Below are 19,077 nucleotides of genomic sequence, written 5' to 3'. Positions count from 1 at the left end.
GCGGGGCGGAGGAGTCCCGTCCACGCGGGAGATGCTGAGACCATCGACTATTGTGACGGCCCTTTTCGATCAGCTCCGGACGGCTCCCCGTAACGTCCTCAGCCGTATCCCCCTGCCCGGCGTCACGGGTGACGACGACGTCCGCCGGCCGCTTCCCGTCTCCGGGATGCTCGCCGCCGCGTGGACGCTCGGTGTGGGTCTCGCGGTGCTCACCACCCTCACCCTGGTCGGCTGGATCACCTCCCCCCAGGGCGCGCTCGGCGCCGGCCTGCCGGGGGTGTTCCGCACCGCGGCACAGCTCTGGCTGGCGGCCCACCACGCCGGATTCGCGATCCCCGGGGGGACGATCGGGCTGCTCCCGCTCGGGCTGACGGTGCTTCCCGCCTTCCTGCTGTACCGCGCCGGGGTCTGGATGGCCAGGGACGCCGACCTGCGGCTCCGGCTGCCGGCCCGGCTGCCCAAGAACAGCCCCAGGGATGAGGCCAACGCCCGCCGCCGGGCACAGCTGGTACTGGTCGCCCAGGCGGGCATCTCACTGGCCGCGCCGTACGCGCTGCTGGCCGGGATGGTCGCGCTCATCACCCGTAACGAGATCACCCAGCCGCTCCTCGGCGACGTGCTGATCAGCCATCTGGTGCTGGCCTTCGCCGCGGGCTCGCTGGCCACCGCCAGGACGATCGGACCGTGGCGGTCCATGTTCCGGCTGTTGCCCGAGCGGTTGCGCGCGGTCCTGGCGGGTTCGGTCGCGGCGCTGGGAATCATGCTCCTGGCGGGTGCGGTCATGGTGGTCGGCGCGCTGGTGGCCAACTTCGACCAGGTCCGGGCGCTCTCCGACATCCTGGCACCCGGATTCGTGGGCGGACTGCTGCTCCTGCTCATCCAGGGGCTCTACCTGCTCAACGCGGTCGTCTGGGGGATGGCCTACATCGCCGGTCCCGGCTTCGCCGTCGGCACCGGCACGCTGGTCGCGCCGACAGGGGTGCAGCTCGGCCCCGTGCCCAGCCTGCCGATCCTGGGCGCCCTGCCGGAGGCCGGCCCCACCCCGGCGTGGGTGATGGCGGTGGTCGTGCTGCCGTTCGCGGCCGGGGCGGTGGCCGGTGTGCTGAGCGTTCGGATCGCTCCATCCCCGTCATACGAGGGAGCGCCGCTGTGGGGGTTCGTCTGCGGGCTGGCGACCGGGGCGATGGCCGGGATACTGGCGGCGCTCTCCGGCGGCGCGCTCGGCGGAACGAGGCTCGCCGCGGCGGGCCCCGCGGCCTGGGAGGTCATGCTCTCGGTGACGCTGGAGACGGGCGTCGCCGCGGGCATCTCGGCGGGACTGGCCAACTGGTGGCTGATCTTCCGGGGGCAGAACACCGCCGTGACCAAGGCGGCGGCGAGGGTCGGCACGGCCACCGCGCCGGTCCGCAGGGCGGGCGCCAAGATCGCCAAAGTGGCGGGTTCGATGGCCGGCCGGGCCGGGTTCGCCGAGCCGGACGAACTCCGAGCCCTCCCCGGCCACTGGATGGACGCCACCGAGTGCGACACCCAGCCGATCCCGGTCATCAGGGACGACTGGGAGGACGAGCACACCTCGGCCGCGGCGGAGAGCCCGCCGAAGACCCTCCGCTGGGAGCCCCCGCGCCCGCCCAGACGCGACATCGTCGACGAGTCCGACGACAAGGGTGGCCACGTGATCTATCTCGACCCCTACGCCTGGGACCGTGACTGAGCCCCGGCCGGTAGGCCGGGCGCGGGGGTCAGGACGCAGGAGCGGCCGGGCGGAGAGGGGCCAGGGCGGGAGCGGTCAGGGGTCAGGGGTCAGGGTGGGAAGGGGAACTGGACCTGGCCGGGCTGGACGAAGGGCATCTTCTTCTCCATGGCCCGTTCGAGCTGCTCCACGCACTGGTTCTGGGCGGTGACGGTGCCCGCGCCCCTGCCGCACTCGGTGTAGGCGGTCAGCTCGTCGCTGAAGTAGAACTGCATCGTGGTGACCGCCAGGGAGACCAGCAGGGCCAGCGACGCCAGGACGATGCCGACGACGGCGACGCCCACCGGCTTGGTCACCGAGCGCAGCGCCGGGATCGCCCGGATCGAGACGACAAGGGCGAAGATCGACGCGACGAGCCCCGCCAGGGGAAGGATGAGGGTCATGACCACCGAGGCGAAGGCGAGCCACAGCGCCCGCCGTCCCGCACTCTCCGCCGGCCGTGCCTGGACGGGTGTCGTCAACTGACCTCCTCGCGTTGTTCGAATACATCGGCCCGATACCCTTGCAGCGGCTGAGTCCCCATCCGAATGGAGTGCGTCGGTGTCATCCCAGGCCGCTCGGCTCGTAGTCCTCGTATCCGGTTCTGGAACCAACCTACAGGCCGTGCTGGACGCTTCGGCAGACGAGGCGTACGGTGCCGAGGTCGTGGCGGTGGGGGCCGACCGCGACGACATCGAGGGACTGGCCCGTGCCGAGCGCGCCGGGGTGCCGTCCTTCGTGGAGAAACTGTCCGACCATCCGGCGCGGGACGCCTGGGACCGCGCGCTCGCGGCGCGGATCGCCGAGTACCGGCCTGACCTGGTCGTCTGCGCGGGGTTCATGAAGATCATCGGTGCGCCCACACTGGCCGCCTTCCCGGTGCTCAACACCCACCCCGCGCTGCTGCCCTCCTTCCCCGGCACACACGGCGTCCGCGACGCCCTCGCGTACGGCGTGCGGATCACCGGCTGCACCGTGATGCTGGCCGACGCCGGAGTCGACAGCGGGCCGATCGTCGCCCAGGGGGCGGTGCCCGTGCTCGACGACGACGACGAGAAGACCCTGCACGAGCGCATCAAGACCGTCGAGCGAAGCCTGCTCGTCGAGACCGTCGGCCGGATGGCCCGTGAGGGCTGGACGGTGACCGGACGGTCCGTTCGCCTCGGACGATCCGGCGGATGAGCCGGGCGCCCGGGAAAACCGGAACCACACAGGAGGACCAGGAAGTGACCCGCATCGCCATCCGGCGCGCGTTGATCGCGGTGTATGACAAGAGCGGGCTGGAGGAGCTGGCCCGCGGGCTCGACGCCGCAGGGGTGGAGATCGTCTCCACCGGTGGCACCGCCGCGAAGATCGCCTCGTTCGGTGTCCCCGTCATTCCGGTCGAGGCGCTGACCGGCTTCCCCGAGTGCCTGGACGGCCGCGTCAAGACCCTGCACCCGCGCGTCCACGCGGGCCTGCTGGCCGACGGCGGCAACCCGGCCCACGTCAAGCAGCTCGAAGAGCTGGAGATCGCCCCCTTCGAGCTGGTGGTGGTCAACCTCTACCCGTTCCAGGAGACCGTGGCCTCCGGCGCCTCCGGTGGCGAGTGCGTGGAACAGATCGACATCGGCGGCCCCGCGATGATCCGCGCCGCGGCCAAGAACCACGGCACCGCCGCGATCGTGGTGGACCCCGGCGCCTACGGCGAGGTGCTCGCCGCGGTGGCCGAGGGCGGGTTCACCCTCACCGAGCGCCGCCGCCTCGCCGCCGCCGCCTACGCCCACACCGCCGCCTACGACACCGCGGTGGCCTCCTGGTTCGCGAACGTCTACGCCGCCGAGCAGGACTTCTGGCCGCGCTACATGGGCGCCGCGTGGACGCTCAGGACGCCGTTGCGCTACGGCGAGAACCCGCACCAGGGCGCCGCGCTCTACTCGGCGGGCCGGGACGGCCTGGCAGGCGCCGAGCAGCTGCACGGCAAGGAGATGTCCTACAACAACTACCTCGACGCCGACGCCGCCTGGCGGTCCGCCTGGGACTTCGCCGCGCCCGCCGTGGCGATCATCAAGCACCAGAACCCGTGCGGCATCGCGGTCGGCGCCGACGTCGCCGAGGCGCACCGCAAGGCCAACGCCTGCGACCCGGTCTCCGCCTACGGCGGGGTGATCGCGGTCAACGCCGAGGTCACCGAGGCGCTGGCCGGGCAGATCGCGGAGGTGTTCACCGAGGTCGTGGTGGCCCCGGGGTTCACCGCCGAGGCGCTGGCCGTGCTCACCCGGAAGAAGAACATCCGCCTGCTCGCCTGCCCGAAGGGGCCGGACAACCCCGCCGAGTTCCGCAGGATCGACGGCGGCCTGCTGGTGCAGACCTCCGACCGGGTGAACGCCCCCGGTGACGCCCCGTCCACCTGGGAGCTCAAGGCCGGCCCCGCCGCCTCCGCCGAGGTCCTCGCCGACCTGGACTTCGCCTGGCGGGCCTGCCGCTCGGTGAAGTCCAACGCGATTCTGCTCGCCGCCGACGGCGCGAGCGTCGGCGTCGGCATGGGGCAGGTCAACCGGGTCGACTCGGCGCGGCTGGCGGTCTCCCGCGCCGGTGACCGCGCCGGGGGGGCGGTGGCGGCCTCCGACGCCTTCTTCCCGTTCGCGGACGGCCTGGAGGTGCTCATCGCCGCCGGGGTGAAGGCGGTCGTGGAGCCCGGCGGCTCCATCAGGGACGAAGAGGTGATCGCCGCGGCCGAGGCCGCCGGGGTCACCCTCTACTTCACCGGCACCCGTCACTTCTTCCACTGACCGTTCCGGTGATCGCCGCTCCGGTGTGCGGCCGCCACGGGGACGTGGCGGCCGCGCACCGGAGAGAACAGAGTGGCGAATCAGACATAATTTCCAGGCCAAAGAAGGTTTGAACCGCGGTTAGGGTGAGGCGTTCCTTCCGTCACCCCGGGGAGACCGTCCATGCCTCTGCTTGGTCCCGTCCTGAACGTCTTCGTGATGATGAACGGGTTCTGGGAGAGCCCCTGGCTGCTCCTCGTCTTCGCCGTCGGCGCCGCGTACCTGGGGGCCAAGGTCGTGGAGTACATCCCCTTCACGCGCAGGATCATCGAGCGGCGGGAGGCGAGCCGCGGATGATTCTCGTGGAAGGATTGACGGTATGAGCGCGCAGATTCTGGACGGCAAGGCCACCGCGGCGAAGATCAAGGCAGACCTCACGGCCAGGGTGGCCGCGCTGAGGGAGCGGGGCATCACCCCTGGCCTCGGCACCGTCCTGGTCGGCGACGACCCGGGCAGCCAGATCTACGTGGCCGGAAAGCACCGCGACTGCGCCGAGGTCGGCATCGCCTCCATCCGCAGGGACCTTCCGGCGACCGCCACCCAGGCCGAGGTCGAGGCGGTCGTCGACGAACTCAACGCCGACGACGGGTGCACCGGCTACATCGTCCAGCTTCCGCTGCCGCGTCACCTCGACACCATGTCGCTGATCGAGCGGATGGATCCGGCCAAGGACGCCGACGGCCTGCACCCGGTCAACCTCGGGCGCCTGGTCCACATGGTCGACGCGCCGCTGCCCTGCACCCCGCACGGCATCATCCTGCTCCTCCAGGAGTACGGCGTGCCGATCAAGGGTGCCGAGGTCGCGCTGGTCGGGCGCGGCATCACCGTGGGCCGTTCGCTCGGGCTGCTGCTGACCCGCCGCTCGGAGAACGCCACCGTCACCCTCTGCCACACCGGCACACAGGACCTGGCGGCACACGTCCGGCGCGCCGACATCGTCGTCGCCGCGGCCGGCGTGCCCCACCTGATCACCGCCGACATGGTCAAGCCCGGCGCGGCCGTGCTCGACGTCGGCGTCTCCCGGGTCGACGGAAAGATCGCCGGTGATGTCGCCCCCGACGTCGCGGACGTCGCGGGCTTCCTCACCCCCAACCCCGGCGGGGTGGGCCCGATGACCCGGGCCCTGCTGCTCGGCAACGTGGTCGAGGCCGCCGAGCGGCAGGCGGCCGGACAGTAGGTTTCCCGCCGGGGAACGCGTTCAGGACGCCCGGCGGCTCGATGTGGTGGCCGCCGGTTGAGAGGGGTCCGGGGAGCCGGCCGCCCGTTGCGGCGGCACCACCGGTGTGGGCCTGACCAGCCCCAGGGCGACGACCTCGTTGGCCAGCCTGGTGCGCCGGTTGGTCCCCTCCGGGATCCGGAACTTCTGGTACAGACGGAGCAGATGCTGTTTGACCGCTGCCTCCGTCACCACCAGGTCGTCGGCGATCTCCCGCGCGGTGGCGGGCGCGACGAACGCCTCGTCCGACAGCGCCGGACGGCACAGTGACGTCAGTACATCCACCTCTCGTCGGGTCAGCTCCGGTGCCGCGGCGCGGCGGAGCTCGACTTCGGGGGCGAAGTCCTCGCGTGGCACCCCGCCGATCCTGCCTCTCGCGGCCCCGAAGGAGACGACGTCGCCGTCGTCCAGCACCCTCCGGGCGATCGGCCTGCCGTTCACCCGTGTGCCGTTGCGGGACAGGCCCAGATCAACGACATACAGGTAGGGCCCACGCCGGATGAACTCCGCATGCAGCCGGGACACGCTTGGATCATTGAGCCGGATGTCGACCCCCCGACCACGCCCGATCGTCGTGATCTCGGGGCGCAACGGGACCACCTCGCCAGTGTCCTCGATGCGTATGAACGGCCCCTCCACGGCAGTTCCTCCCCAGGTAGCCCGCCGTAACTATTCCTACAGCTGCGGCTTACCCAAACGAGGGGATGGGGAATCTCCTTTGCCAGAAGGAGAATCTCTCGTGAAATTGGTCTTGACCACTTGAGAAGGTTTCCCCTGCTCACGGGTAGACTTCGCCTCAAGATAAGCGGAGGAAACACTCATGGCGGACAAGCCCACAAAAGGCCTCGCCGATGTCGTGGCCGCGTCCACAGCGCTCAGCGACATCGACGGTCATGCCGGCCGTCTCTTCTACCGTGGCTACGACATCCACGACCTGGCCGGCCGCACCACCTTCGAGGAGACCGCGCACCTGTTGCAGCGCGGCCGGTTCCCAACCAGGGGACAACTGGCCGACTACGGGGCGGAGCTGGTCAGGGGGCGCGCGCTCGGCGCCCTCGCCGAGACGAACATTCCGGAGATCGCCGAGAAGCAGGCTCCCATGGAGGCGTTGCGGACGCTGGTCTCCCTGGCCTCGGGTGACGATCCGGACAAGGACTCCAACAGCCCCGAGGCCAACCTGCGCAAGGCGGCGAGGCTGACCGCCCAGCAGCCGGTCCTGGTGGCCCGCTACCACGCGGCCAGGACCGGAGCCGAGATCCCGGATCCGGATCCGGAGCTGAGCATCGCGGCGAACTTCCTGCTCCAGATCACCGGGCGCACCCCCAGCGCCCACGAGGTCGAGGTCTTCGACGCCTGCCTGGTCCTGCACGCCGACCACACGATGAACGCCTCCACGTTCGCCGCCCGCGTCTGCGCCGCGACCCTGTCCGACATGCACTCCGCCATCGTGGCGGCCATCGGCACGCTGAAGGGGCCGCTCCACGGCGGCGCCAACGAGCAGGTCATGCGCACGCTGGAGTCGCTCGACCCGGGGGCCGTCGCCCAGGCCGTACGCGACAGTCTCGCCGCCGGTGAGAAGATCATGGGCTTCGGGCACCGCGTCTACAAGACCGAGGATCCGCGCGCCACCCACCTGCGCGGGATGTCGCGGGAGCTGGCGGAGGCCTCCGGCGACGACACGTACTACCGGATGTCCAAGGAGATGGAGGAGGTCGTCTTCGAGACCAAGGGCCTCTATCCCAACGTCGACTTCTACGCCGCGACGGTCTACCACTACCTCGGCATCCCGACCGACCTGTTCACCCCGGTCTTCTCGATCAGCCGCATGTCAGGATGGACGGCACACGTGATCGAGCAGCACGCCGACAACCGTCTGATCCGTCCGGACAGCGAGTACATCGGCGAACGCGACCAGAAGTGGAAGCCGATCGACGAGCGATGAACCGGATGACCCGGGCGTCTCGGGCGCCCCGCACGAGAGACGGTCACGGATGCGAGCGATGAGCCCGCCCGGCGACCACTGGGGACCGTATCCGCTGGTGATGGCGGGTGCGGTCCTCGCCGTGACCTTCGCGGTCCTGGTCGACCCCGAGTGGGGAGGGTTCTGTCTCGGCGTGATCATGGCGGTGGGCGCGGTGCTCCGGCTGACCGGGGGCGGGCGGCTCGCCGTACGCCGCAGGACGACCGACGCCGTCACACTCGCGATCTTCGCCGGCGCGTTGATGGCCGGCTCGCTGCTGCTCCAGTATCCATGGCTCATGCCGCGCTGAGCCGTATGCCGTACGACGTTGTATGACCGGGTGCGTCGCGGGGCGAACAGACCCGTCCGATAGCCTCAACGGCCAGTGAGCCTCAAAAGGACTGTCTGGCCAGTGTTAGTTCAGAAGGGGAACCACACGCATGCCCAAGATCAAGGTAGAGGGCCCTGTCGTCGAGCTTGACGGCGACGAGATGACCCGGATCATCTGGCAGTTCATCAAGGACCAGCTGATCCTTCCCTACCTGGACGTCGACCTGAAATACTACGACCTCGGGATCGAGCACCGCGACGCCACCGACGACCAGGTGACGATCGACGCCGCCAACGCGATCAAGCAGTACGGCGTCGGCGTCAAGTGCGCCACGATCACCCCCGATGAGGCGCGGGTCGAGGAGTTCGGCCTGAAGAGGATGTGGAAGTCCCCGAACGGGACCATCCGTAACATCCTCGGCGGCGTCATCTTCCGTGAGCCGATCATCATGTCCAACGTGCCGAGGCTCGTCCCCGGCTGGACCAAGCCGATCGTCGTCGGCCGTCACGCCTTCGGCGACCAGTACCGCGCCACCGATCTGAGAATCCCCGGCGAGGGCACGCTGACCCTCACCTTCACCCCGAAGGACGGCTCCGAGCCGATCGAGCTCGACGTCTACGACTTCCCGGGCAGCGGCGTCGCGATGGCGATGTACAACCTGGACGACTCGATCCGCGACTTCGCCCGCGCCTCCATGCGGTACGGCCTGTCCCGCGGCTACCCGGTCTACCTCTCCACGAAGAACACCATCCTGAAGGCCTACGACGGCCGGTTCAAGGACATCTTCGCCGAGGTCTTCGAGAGCGAGTTCAAGGCCGACTTCGAGGCCGCCGGCATCACCTACGAGCACCGCCTGATCGACGACATGGTCGCCGCCGCGCTCAAGTGGGAGGGCGGCTACGTCTGGGCCTGCAAGAACTACGACGGCGACGTCCAGTCCGACACCGTCGCGCAGGGCTTCGGCTCGCTCGGCCTGATGACCTCGGTCCTGCTCACCCCCGACGGCCGGACCGTCGAGGCCGAGGCCGCCCACGGCACCGTGACCCGTCACTACCGTGAGCACCAGAAGGGCAACCCCACCTCCACCAACCCGATCGCCTCCATCTTCGCGTGGACCCGGGGCCTCGCGCACCGCGGCAAGCTCGACAACACCCCCGCGGTGATCGACTTCGCCGAGAGGCTGGAGCAGGTCTGCGTCGCCACCGTCGAGAGCGGTCAGATGACCAAGGACCTCGCCCTCCTCGTCGGCGGCGACGCCAAGTGGCTGACCACCCAGGACTTCCTGGCCGCGCTGGACGAGAACCTCAAGAAGAAGATGGCCTTCTAGCCGTCGTTCGCGGAAAGGGCCGCCCCCGGGCGGCCCTTCTCCGGTTTCCGGGGCCTTCCCGCCCTCCCGCTTAAGGCCCTCCGGTCCGGCCCGCCGGGTCAGGGGGCCGTCACCGCCCCGAGCACGATCGACTCCCCGTCGGGCAGGCCCGCCACCCGGTGCGTCCGGCCGGTGAGCCCGTCCACCCGGAAGAAGCCGAGCGGGTCCCCTCCGGCCTTGTCCGCCGTCTTGACGACGACCTCGCGGGTGTTCAGCCAGCCGATCACCTTCGACGTGGTGGGGTCTCCCAGGGAGGGGAGCTCAAGGCGCCTGAACACCCGCCGGGTCTCGGCGTCGATGATGTGCAGGGTGTCACTCCCGTCCTTCTCGGCTCTGACGGCGGCCGAGTGCCTTCCGCTCGGCGAGTCACGCCAGACGCCGTAGTTCTTCCTGAGCCAGCCCGCGGCCCTCTCCACGGCGGTGGCCCGCTCCGCGGGCAGCGGGGTCACGGTCCCGGTGGCGAAGTCGGTCCGCAGCCGCCGCCCGCCGAGTTCCACGGTGAAACGGCGGCCGTCAGGGGAGACGCTCACCCGGGTGCCGGCCTCGGTGTCGGCGGGGGCCAGCACGGGCGACAGGTATCGTCTCCCGCCGCTTGGCAGGTCGTGGGCGACGTACCTCCGCTCCGCCGCGCTGAGGTAGGCGACGCGCCGCCCGTCCCGGCTGACGGCGGGCTCCAGACGCCAGTAGCTCCAGTCGTCGCCGTGCGCCAGGTGCTGCGCCGCGTCGGGGACGCCCATCGTGGTCTCGCACCGGCCCGGACGCTCGCACTCCACGGTGCCGAGCGCCGGGCGGCCCTCGTCACCGCCGGCCAGCCGCAGCGTCCAGCCCGCACAGGTGATCTTTCCCGCCCGTGACGGCGCGGGCCTGCCGTCGGTCGAGGCCCCGTCGTCCGGGCACTTGTCGGGTACGGCGTAGCGGATCACGAAGGAGGTGCGCGGGGCCCGCCACGGCCGGAGACCGGAGTCCGGCCCCGGGCTGGAGATCGCCCGCATGGTGTCCGGGGCGTCCGTCAGGCGGGGACTGTTCCGCTCGCCCAGCGCGGAGTTCCACACCTGCGCCTGCTGGAGCAGGACGAAGGCCGCGATGAGGCCGACCGGGACCAGGGCCGCGACCGCCGTCAGGGCGGCTCCCCGGACGCGACGCCGCCGGAGCGCGCGCAGCGCCGGGGCGGTGAGGTCGGGGACGGACGCCTCGCCCGCCGTCGCGGCCAGCCTCGCCGCCAGGCGGTCGGCGCCGCTCTTGCCCTTGCCGAGGGTGGCGATCGCCTCGTTGAGCTCCGACTCCACGGTCTCCAGGGGCAGCCCGAGGGCGGTGGCCATCTCGGCGCGGGTCCTGCCGTCGTGCAGGCAGGCGACCACGAGCACCCGTGGCCGGGGCGGGAGCCGTACCAGGGCGGTGCTCCCCGCCGCGACCGGCCTGCGCAGGAAGCGACGGTACATCGTGATCTGCGCGTGTGTGGTGGGGTTCTCCCAGAGGGTGGGAGGCCAGCTCAGTCCAACGGAGCGCAGGGACCACATGGTCAGGCGGATGGCCTGCTCGTGACTTCCGGTGAGCAGCAGGGCCGTGCCGACGAGGGAACGCTGATCGCGCTGGACGAAGTCGCGATAACCGGTGTATCGGCGCATGGGAGATAGGCTCCGGCTTGGCTCAGGAACGGTCAACGGTAGCGATCTAAGCGCGTGGAGCGCCACCCTGGGGTGATTTGTCGGTAATTGAGTGAGTCGGTGTGGTGGGATTTCCCCGGTCGGCTCCGGTCCACCCCGGGGGTGCTCGCCGTACCGGAGCCCGGTGAGATATGGGGTCGTCCGGGCGAAACGAGGGGGGAGGAGTCACGGCATCGTAAAGTTTGGCTCGTCGGGGATTCACCGGATCGTGAGGACGATGATGCCGCACATCGCGCCGCTGGAGGCGGGAGAGCCGCACCGGCTCGGGCAGTTCCGCATCGTCGGCCGGATCGGCGAAGGCGGTCAGGGGATCGTCTACCTGGGAGAGAACGCCTCCGGGGAGCGCGCGGCGATCAAACTGCTGCACGTGAAGTTCTCCGGGGACGCGGTCGCCAGATCCCGGTTCGCCAGGGAGGCGCGGGCGGCGCAGCGGGTCGCCTCGTTCTGCACGGCGGGGGTGGTGGACGTCGATCTCGAAGGCGACACCCCCTACATCGCGAGCGAGTACATCGAGGGCAGATCGCTGCGGGAGGTCGTGGACACCGACGGCCCGCTCCGAGGCACCGCGCTGCAGCGGCTGGCGATCGGCACGGCCACCGCGCTCACCGCGATCCACCACGCGGCGATCGTGCACCGCGACTTCAAGCCCGACAATGTGCTCATCGCCGCCGACGGCCCCCGCGTGGTGGACTTCGGTATCGCCCGCATCATCGACTCCACCGGCACGATCACCAGCCGGGCCATCGGCACCCCCGCCTACATGGCGCCCGAGCAGATCTCCGGCGCCGACGTCGGCCCGCACACCGACGTGTTCGCCTGGGGCGCGACCATGGCGTTCGCCGCGACGGGCAGGACGGCCTTCGCCGGTGACTCGATCGCGGTGGTGCTGAACCGCATCCTCAACCACGAGGTGGACGTCGACGCCATGCCGGAGCCGCTGCGCGGGGCGGTCCGCTCCGCGCTGTCCAAGTCGCCGTCGGCGCGGCCCTCGGCCGACGCGATCCTGCTGGGGATGCTCGGCCACCCCGGCGGCGTCAGCGCCTCACCGGCCGTGCTCAACCAGGGAGCGCAGGTCGCGGCCCCGGCCCCGCCTCCATCCCCGGCCGCGCCGTCATCTCCGACTCCGACTTCGACTCCGGCCCCGGCCCCGACTTCGACCTCGGCCCCGGGTTCGGGGGTCGGCCCCGACGAGGTCACCAGCCTGATACGCCTGCCGGGGACCATGCCCGGCCGACCCGCCTCGCAGAGGCCGCCCCTGCCGTCCACCGGGTTTCGCGCGAGCCCCCCCGCCCACGGTGAGCGGCCCCCCGCGCCGAGTGAGCGCCCCCCGTCCCCGGATCATCCGGACCGCGACCCGCGCCCCCTCCAGGACCCCCGGGGACCTCTGGGCGGTGTCGAGCACCCGTCGTTCCCGCACCACCCCGGGCGTCCGGCGGATGTCCCGCAGCCGAGCCGGCAGGAGACGTTCCCGGGCCAGGTCGCGCACACCGGGCCGTCCGGGCGCTCGGGCCGGATCGGCTGGATCGCGGCGGCGGTGGCCCTCCTGCTGGTCGCCGGGGCGGGCATGGCCGCCTTCGCCGGGGGCTGGCGGCCGTGGGCCGGCGTCGGGGCTCAGCCGGCCGGTTCCACCCCGGCGGCGTTCTCCTCGGTGGTGGAGAAGGCGGCCAAGACCGGCAGGCTCACCATCGGGCTCCGTGACTTCCTGCCGGGCATCGCGCTGAACAACGGCGGCAGGTGGGAGGGGTTCGAGGTCGAACTCGCGACCGAGATCGCCAAGAAGCTGGGGGTGCCCCCGGGCGGGGTGACCTTCCGGGCCACAGCCCGGGAGGAACGGCCGGACCTGCTGGCCGCCGGCGATCTCGATCTGGTCGTCTCCACCTACTCGATCAACGACGCCGACGACGTCACGTTCGCCGGGCCGTACTATCTGGCCCACGTCGACGTGCTCGTCAAGCGCGGCTCCCCGATCGTCTCCACCGCCGACCTGGAGGGCAGGCGGGTCTGCCAGCCCAGCGGCAGCGCCTCGGTCGCCCGGCTGCAGCGCGAGGTGGAGCGGATCGACCTGGTCGTGGCCCGGAACTACAGCGAGTGCATGAACAGACTGCGGGACGGTCAGGTCGACGCGGTTCCCGGTGACGACCTGCTGCTGGCCGGGTTCGCCAACCGGGAGAGCATCCTCTTCAAGGTGGTCGGCCTGAAACTCACCGACGAGCGCTACGCGGTGGCCATGAAGAAGGGCGACAGGCGCACCTGCCGGGCGGTACGGAGCGCCATCGCGAGCCTCTACCGGAACGGCACGGTCGGCAGGCTGCTCGACAGGCACTTCTCCAAGGTCGACTTCACCACCCGGGAGGATCGCCTCCCGGCCATGGCCGACTGCGGCTAGTACGGTGACCGCAAGGCCGGACGGACGCCGGGGCCGGAGGCCGGATCAAGGTACTCGCCGGAGGACCGGCGACCCTGGACGGGTAACATCCGAGCGTCACAATTCATCCTTCGAGTGGGGGAAGGTCATGGCCCAGACTCCCGTAAAGGTCACCGTCACCGGCGCCGCCGGTCAGATCGGCTACGCGCTGCTGTTCCGCATCGCGTCGGGCCAGCTGCTGGGCGCCGACGTCCCGGTCACGCTGAGCCTTCTGGAGATCCCGCAGGCGGTCAAGGCCGCCGCGGGCACCGCGATGGAGCTCGACGACTGCGCGTTTCCGCTGCTGAGCGGTGTCGAGGTCACCGACGACGCCAACCGGGCCTTCGACGGCGCGAGTGTCGCGCTGCTGGTCGGCGCCCGCCCCCGTACGGCGGGCATGGAGCGCGGCGACCTGCTCCAGGCCAACGGCGGCATCTTCGGCCCGCAGGGCAAGGCCATCAACGACCACGCGGCCGACGACATCCGCGTCCTGGTCGTGGGCAACCCGGCGAACACCAACGCGCTGATCGCTCAGCAGCACGCCCCGGACGTCCCGGCCGAGCGCTTCACCGCGATGACCCGTCTGGACCACAACCGCGCGCTGTCCCAGCTCGCCGCCAAGCTCCAGGTGCCGGTCACCGAGATCAAGAACATGACCATCTGGGGCAATCACTCCGCCACGCAGTACCCCGACCTGTTCCACGCCGAGGTCGGCGGCAAGGTCGCCGCCGAGCAGGTGGACGAGTCCTGGCTGCGTGACACCTTCATCCCGACCGTCGCCAAGCGCGGCGCCGCGATCATCGAGGCCCGGGGCGCGTCCTCGGCGGCCTCGGCCGCCAACGCCGCGATCGACCACGTCTTCGACTGGGTCAACGGCACCGAGTGGACCTCCGCCGCGATCCCCTCCGACGGCTCGTACGGCGTTCCCGAGGGCATCATCTCCTCCTTCCCCGTCGCCTCCCGCGACGGCAAGTGGGAGATCATCCAGGGGCTGGAGATCGACGCCTTCTCCCGCGAGCGGATCGACGCCTCGGTCCGCGAGCTTGAGGAGGAGCGCGCCGCCGTCCGCGATCTCGGCCTCATCTGAGCCTGGCAACGGCCTCAGGAGGGTCTCGTCCGGACCCGTGAAAGGGGGTCCCGGTCCGCCGGGGCCCCTTTTCGCGTCTCCGGACGGCGAAGCGGCGGCGTGTCGATCATGCCCCGGGAGGGTGTCCCGGCGTTGAATGATCACTGATGTTCGGGGGATCGGTGTTCATGGCGCATGGTGTGGCGCGGCTCGTCGCCGGGGTTGTCAGTCTCGCTCTCGTCGGAGCGCCGGGGAAGGCGCCGACGGGGTTCGGAGGGTTCGGAGAGGAGAGACGGAGTGGAGCGGACCTGTCCGTACGTCTGGAGACCTCACCGAGGCTCGCGCAACCCGGGCAGCCGCTGACCTACCGGGTCGAGGTGCGCAACAGCGGGCCCGAGGACGCGGTGCTGCCGCTGCTCACCGTCCGGCTGCCGCGCGGGGTGGACATCCTCGGCGTCAACGTCGCGGAGTGCGGTCCCGGCAGGACGGCGAGCGAGGTGGTCTGTCCCTCGCAGCGCGACGTCCTGGCCGGGGCCACCGGTGGCCTGACGATCAGCGGCATGGTCAGGCCCGGCGCGCGCGGCCCGCTCAGGGCGACCGCGGCGCTCTCCTCGGAGGTGGTGGACGGCGACGAGTCGAACAACGCGACCCAGCTGCTGACCCCGGTGGACGAGGGGGCGGACCTGGCGGTCCGGCTGTCGCGCAGGGCGCGCGCCGGACGGCTGGTGATGATGAACGCGGTGGTCCGCAACCGGGGACCTCGGACCGTCCGGGACGCCGCGGTCTTCTTCCGCGCGATGAAGGCGCGCTTCCTGTTGGCGAGGGGGGCGCGGTGCGACTCCTACGCGGGCTACGTCGGCTGCGAGCTGCGCGCGGTCGGCTCCGGCAGGAAGGTCAACCTCCGGCTGGCCTTCCGCGCCCACCGGCGGGCGTTGCGGGCCAAGGCGACGGTCTACTCCACCCGGGTGGGCGACCGCCGCCCCGCCAACAACATGGCCCGGATCAGCCTGCGCTGAGGGGGCCGCGCCTCCGCGGCCCGCCGGGCGACCTCCCGCCGGGTCCCCCTCCGGTCCTCCGGTGCGGTCAGCGGGGCAGGGCCGCCCAGGCGTCGGCGACGATCTCGCGGACGGACGGGTGCTCCGGCTTCCAGCCGAGCTCCCGCTGGATCCTCTCCGACGAGGCCACCAGCACCGCCGGATCCCCGGCGCGGCGCTCGCACACGACCTCCGGAATCTCGTGCCCGGTCACCTCGCGGCAGACCGACACGACCTCCCGCACCGAGAAACCGGTGCCGTTGCCCAGGTTGTAGATCTTGTGCTCGCCGGCCGCGCAGGCGTCGAGCGCCAGCAGGTGGGCCCGGGCGAGATCGGCCACATGGATGTAGTCGCGCACGCATGTCCCGTCGGGGGTGGGGTAGTCGGTGCCGAACACGCTGACCGACTCGCGCCCGCCGAGCGCGACGGCGAGAACGTTGGGAATCAGGTGGGTCTCCACGGTGTGCCGCTCGCGGTAGGGCCGGCCGTCCGCGCCGGTGTGGGCGCCGCCCACGTTGAAGTAGCGCAGGCTCACCGCGGCCAGGCCGTACAGCCCGGCGAACGCGGTCAGCGCGGTGTCCACCGCGAGCTTGGAGGCGCCGTAGGGGTTGGTGGGCCGGGTGGGGGCGGTCTCCGGGATCGGGGAGCGCTCGGGCTCGCCGTAGGTGGCGGCGGTGGAGGAGAACACGATCCGGCCGACCCCGGCGGCCCGCATGGCGTCGAGCAGGGCCAGGGTGCCGCCCAGGTTGTGCGCCCAGTACAGGCTGGGGTTCTCCACGGACTCGCCCACCAGGGACTTGGCCGCGAAGTGCAGCACGGCGTCCGTGCCGGGCAGCACGTCCCCGGCCTCGGTGATCGAACCCCGTACGAGGCGCGCCCCGGCGGGCACCGCGTCCGCGTGGCCGGTGGAGAGGTCGTCCAGCACGGTGACCTCGTGCCCGGCCTCGACGAGTTGTGCCGCGACGACGCTCCCGATGTATCCGGCGCCCCCGGTGACCAGCAGCTTCACCGAACCTCCTGTTTGATGATGTCGGAATGTGTTTATTTTTGTAAGGCCGTTGCCAGCATATGCTGGCACAGCAAATATCGGCCAGAGTCGGAACGGGCGACGGCCATGACGGAGACAATCTCGTGAACAGCGTCCCGACGAACATCGCCTTGGTCCTGCTTCTCATTCTGATCGGGGGGTTCTTCGCCGCGGCCGAGATCGCCATGGTCTCCCTCAGGGAGAGCCAGGTGCGCAGGCTCGCCACCAGGGGGCGCAGGGGGGCGAGGGCGGCCAGGCTCGCCCGCGACCCGAACCGTTTCCTGTCGGCCGTGCAGATCGGCGTCACCGTGGCGACCATGCTGTCGGCGGCGGTCGGCGCCGACACCCTCGCCAGGGAGCTCCTGCCGGTCGTGCGGGGCTGGGGGGTGCCCGGGAGCGTCGCGGCCCCGCTCGCCCTGGTACTGGTGACGCTGGTGATCTCCTACTTCTCGCTGGTGCTGGGCGAGCTCGTGCCCAAGCGGATCGCCCTGCAGCGCGCCGAGGGGCTCTCACTGCTGGTCGCGCCGTTCCTCGACCGGATGGCCACGCTGTCCCGGCCGATCATCTGGGCGCTCTCCACATCCACCGACGGCGTGGTCAAACTGCTCGGCGGGGATCCCGGGGCCGACCGCGAGGAGATCTCTACCGAGGAGCTGCGCGACATGGTGGCCGGTCACCATGAGCTCACCGTGGACGAACGCGACCTGATCGCGGAGGTCTTCGCGGCGGGCAAACGCCAGCTCCGCGAGGTGATGCTGCCGCGCACCGAGGTGGAGTTCATGGCCCTCGACACCGCGCTGGCCGAGGCCGCGGTCCTGGCCGCGGCCATGCCGCACTCCCGCTTCCCCGTCTACCGCGACTCCTACGACGACATCGTGGGCTTCATCCACATCAGGGACCTGCTCGACCCGGTACTGACCGGCTCCGTCGAGCCGATCAGCGATCTGGTGCCGATCCGCCCGGTCAAGCTGGTCCCCACCACCAAGCGGGTGCTCGCCACGCTGTCGGAGATGCGGCGGGAGGGGCACCACCTGGCGATCGTGGTCGACGAGTACGGCGGCACCGCCGGCATCGTCACCCTGGAGGACCTGGTCGAGGAGCTCATCGGCGACATCCGCGACGAGCACGACCTTGAGGACACGCGGGTCGTGCTGCCGGCGGGGGAGGTGGAGCTCGACGGACTGGCCAACCTCGACGTGGTGGCGGCCGAGACGGGGATCCGGCTGGCCGACGGCCCCTACGAGACCCTCGCCGGGTTCGTCATGGCCACCCTCGGCCACCTGCCGACGATGGGGGAGCGGGTGGAGATCCCCGGGTTCGAGCTGTCGGTCACGGACATGGACGGCCGCCGGGTGTCCCGGGTCCGGATAAAGCGCCGTACCTCCGTGCCGGAGTCACCGACCACTCCCGACAGCTGACACAATTGCCTGCTATGGCCAGTCCCCGTGTCCTCTCCGGAATCCAGCCCACCGCCGACTCCTTCCACCTGGGCAACTACCTCGGCGCCGTGCGGCAGTACGTCGCCATGCAGGAGGGCTATGACGCGTTCTACTGCGTCGTCGACCTGCACGCGATCACGGTGGACTACCAGCCCGAGACGTTGCGCAGGCGGTCCAGGATCGCCGCGGCGCAGCTTTTCGCGGCCGGCCTGGACCCCGAGCGCTCCACGGTCTTCGTGCAGAGCCACGTGCGCGAGCACAGCGAGCTGGCCTGGGTGCTGATCTGCCTCACCGGCATGGGCGAGGCCGGCCGGATGACCCAGTTCAAGGACAAGTCGGCCAGATACGGCGAGGGCTCGGCCAGTGTCGGGCTGTTCACCTACCCGATCCTGCAGGCGGCCGACATCCTGCTCTACCAGGCCGACAGGGTCCCGGTCGGGGCCGACCAGAAGCAGCACCTGGAGCTCACCCGCGACCTCGCGCAGCGCTTCAACCACCGTTTCGGCCAGACCTTCACACTGCCCCAGCCGCACATCGTCAAAGCGGTCGAGAAGATCACCGACCTGCAGGACCCGACGTCGAAGATGTCGAAGTCGTCCTCCTCGCCCGGTGGCATCCTGGACCTGCTTGAGCAGCCGGGACCGCTCCGCAAGAAGGTGATGCGCGCGGTCACCGACACCGGCTCCGACGTCGTCGCCGACGACGAGAACAAGCCCGGCGTCACCAACCTGCTGCGCGTCCAGTCCGCGCTGACCGGCACGCCGATCCCCGAGCTTGAGGCCCGCTACGCCGGGCAGGGGTACGGCGCCTTCAAGAAGGACGTGGCCGAGGCCGTCGTGGAGACCTTCACGCCGATCCGGGAGCGGACCGAGAAGCTGCTGGCCGACGAGGCCGAACTCGACCGCATGCTCGCGATGGGCGCCGCGAGGGCCCGCGCCGTGGCCGCCGAGACCATGGCCCAGGTGCGTGACCGGGTGGGTTTCCTGCCCACCCCGTGACCCAGGAAGGCACCCGGGCTCGGCTCCCGGAGA

Annotated in this window: 17 protein-coding genes; 13 read left to right on the top strand and 4 right to left on the bottom strand. The window is 71.0% G+C overall.

Translation table 11 applies throughout. The features are described 5' to 3' along the window. Nucleotides 1-52 precede the first annotated feature (52 nt). On the top strand, nt 53-1,711 hold the full coding sequence (locus ACWEF2_RS05490) for a cell division protein PerM (protein WP_453812183.1): 1,659 nt from the start codon (nt 53-55) through the stop codon (nt 1,709-1,711). Nucleotides 1,712-1,800: 89 nt separating this feature from the next. Here the strand turns inward: ACWEF2_RS05490 and ACWEF2_RS05485 are convergent, their stop codons facing one another. After that, nucleotides 1,801-2,211 (bottom strand): hypothetical protein, encoded by a 411-nt coding sequence (locus tag ACWEF2_RS05485; RefSeq protein ID WP_453812181.1) that lies wholly within the window; start codon nt 2,209-2,211, stop codon nt 1,801-1,803. A 79-nt stretch (nt 2,212-2,290) separates the two neighbouring features. On the opposite strand from ACWEF2_RS05485, the gene purN reads away from it, so the two are divergent. The 4 genes from purN to ACWEF2_RS05465 all read left to right on the top strand — a co-directional run bounded on the left by purN (nt 2,291) and on the right by ACWEF2_RS05465 (nt 5,716). Beyond that, the gene (gene purN / locus ACWEF2_RS05480; RefSeq protein WP_453812179.1) at nt 2,291-2,911 is read left to right on the top strand and encodes a phosphoribosylglycinamide formyltransferase; all 621 of its coding nucleotides are present in this window, start codon (nt 2,291-2,293) and stop codon (nt 2,909-2,911) included. Nucleotides 2,912-2,955: 44 nt separating this feature from the next. Next, a complete protein-coding gene (purH, locus tag ACWEF2_RS05475; protein WP_453812177.1) occupies nt 2,956-4,500 on the top strand; it encodes a bifunctional phosphoribosylaminoimidazolecarboxamide formyltransferase/IMP cyclohydrolase in 1,545 nt (514 codons plus the stop codon). Between the two features lie 162 nt (nt 4,501-4,662). Continuing rightward, a complete protein-coding gene (locus ACWEF2_RS05470; protein WP_355591577.1) occupies nt 4,663-4,836 on the top strand; it encodes a hypothetical protein in 174 nt (57 codons plus the stop codon). Between the two features lie 22 nt (nt 4,837-4,858). Further along, a complete protein-coding gene (locus ACWEF2_RS05465) occupies nt 4,859-5,716 on the top strand; it encodes a bifunctional methylenetetrahydrofolate dehydrogenase/methenyltetrahydrofolate cyclohydrolase (RefSeq protein WP_453812175.1) in 858 nt (285 codons plus the stop codon). A 21-nt stretch (nt 5,717-5,737) separates the two neighbouring features. Here the strand turns inward: ACWEF2_RS05465 and ACWEF2_RS05460 are convergent, their stop codons facing one another. Beyond that, a complete protein-coding gene (locus ACWEF2_RS05460; RefSeq protein ID WP_355591583.1) occupies nt 5,738-6,394 on the bottom strand; it encodes an FHA domain-containing protein in 657 nt (218 codons plus the stop codon). Nucleotides 6,395-6,575: 181 nt separating this feature from the next. Between ACWEF2_RS05460 and ACWEF2_RS05455 the strand changes: the two genes are divergently transcribed. The 3 genes from ACWEF2_RS05455 to ACWEF2_RS05445 all read left to right on the top strand — a co-directional run bounded on the left by ACWEF2_RS05455 (nt 6,576) and on the right by ACWEF2_RS05445 (nt 9,373). Further along, nucleotides 6,576-7,697 (top strand): citrate/2-methylcitrate synthase, encoded by a 1,122-nt coding sequence (locus tag ACWEF2_RS05455; RefSeq protein WP_453812173.1) that lies wholly within the window; start codon nt 6,576-6,578, stop codon nt 7,695-7,697. Between the two features lie 58 nt (nt 7,698-7,755). After that, complete coding sequence (locus ACWEF2_RS05450) at nt 7,756-8,025, top strand: DUF3017 domain-containing protein (protein ID WP_453812172.1); 270 nt, start codon at nt 7,756-7,758, stop codon at nt 8,023-8,025. 130 nt (nt 8,026-8,155) lie between these two features. Then, the gene (locus tag ACWEF2_RS05445) at nt 8,156-9,373 is read left to right on the top strand and encodes an NADP-dependent isocitrate dehydrogenase (RefSeq protein ID WP_453812170.1); all 1,218 of its coding nucleotides are present in this window, start codon (nt 8,156-8,158) and stop codon (nt 9,371-9,373) included. Between the two features lie 98 nt (nt 9,374-9,471). Here the strand turns inward: ACWEF2_RS05445 and ACWEF2_RS05440 are convergent, their stop codons facing one another. Then, the gene (locus tag ACWEF2_RS05440) at nt 9,472-11,037 is read right to left on the bottom strand and encodes an RNA polymerase sigma factor (RefSeq protein ID WP_453812168.1); all 1,566 of its coding nucleotides are present in this window, start codon (nt 11,035-11,037) and stop codon (nt 9,472-9,474) included. A gap of 256 nt (nt 11,038-11,293) precedes the next feature. On the opposite strand from ACWEF2_RS05440, the gene ACWEF2_RS05435 reads away from it, so the two are divergent. The 3 genes from ACWEF2_RS05435 to ACWEF2_RS05425 all read left to right on the top strand — a co-directional run bounded on the left by ACWEF2_RS05435 (nt 11,294) and on the right by ACWEF2_RS05425 (nt 15,562). Then, the gene (locus ACWEF2_RS05435; RefSeq protein ID WP_453812433.1) at nt 11,294-13,462 is read left to right on the top strand and encodes a protein kinase domain-containing protein; all 2,169 of its coding nucleotides are present in this window, start codon (nt 11,294-11,296) and stop codon (nt 13,460-13,462) included. Nucleotides 13,463-13,589: 127 nt separating this feature from the next. After that, on the top strand, nt 13,590-14,567 hold the full coding sequence (locus tag ACWEF2_RS05430; protein ID WP_453812166.1) for a malate dehydrogenase: 978 nt from the start codon (nt 13,590-13,592) through the stop codon (nt 14,565-14,567). A gap of 146 nt (nt 14,568-14,713) precedes the next feature. Then, a complete protein-coding gene (locus tag ACWEF2_RS05425) occupies nt 14,714-15,562 on the top strand; it encodes a hypothetical protein (RefSeq protein WP_453812164.1) in 849 nt (282 codons plus the stop codon). A 67-nt stretch (nt 15,563-15,629) separates the two neighbouring features. Here the strand turns inward: ACWEF2_RS05425 and galE are convergent, their stop codons facing one another. After that, nucleotides 15,630-16,589, bottom strand: a complete 960-nt coding sequence (gene galE / locus ACWEF2_RS05420; RefSeq protein ID WP_453812162.1) for a UDP-glucose 4-epimerase GalE — start codon at nt 16,587-16,589, stop codon at nt 15,630-15,632. A gap of 122 nt (nt 16,590-16,711) precedes the next feature. Here galE and ACWEF2_RS05415 point away from each other — a divergent pair, with 122 nt between their 5' ends. Together ACWEF2_RS05415 and trpS are read left to right on the top strand one after the other, a co-directional pair. Continuing rightward, nucleotides 16,712-18,025 (top strand): hemolysin family protein, encoded by a 1,314-nt coding sequence (locus tag ACWEF2_RS05415; protein ID WP_453812160.1) that lies wholly within the window; start codon nt 16,712-16,714, stop codon nt 18,023-18,025. Nucleotides 18,026-18,039: 14 nt separating this feature from the next. Next, a complete protein-coding gene (gene trpS / locus ACWEF2_RS05410; RefSeq protein WP_453812158.1) occupies nt 18,040-19,044 on the top strand; it encodes a tryptophan--tRNA ligase in 1,005 nt (334 codons plus the stop codon). Nucleotides 19,045-19,077: the final 33 nt, after the last annotated feature.

This window comes from Streptosporangium sp. NPDC004631 (assembly GCF_053601935.1).
This window is presented reverse-complemented; position numbering and strand designations above follow the sequence as displayed.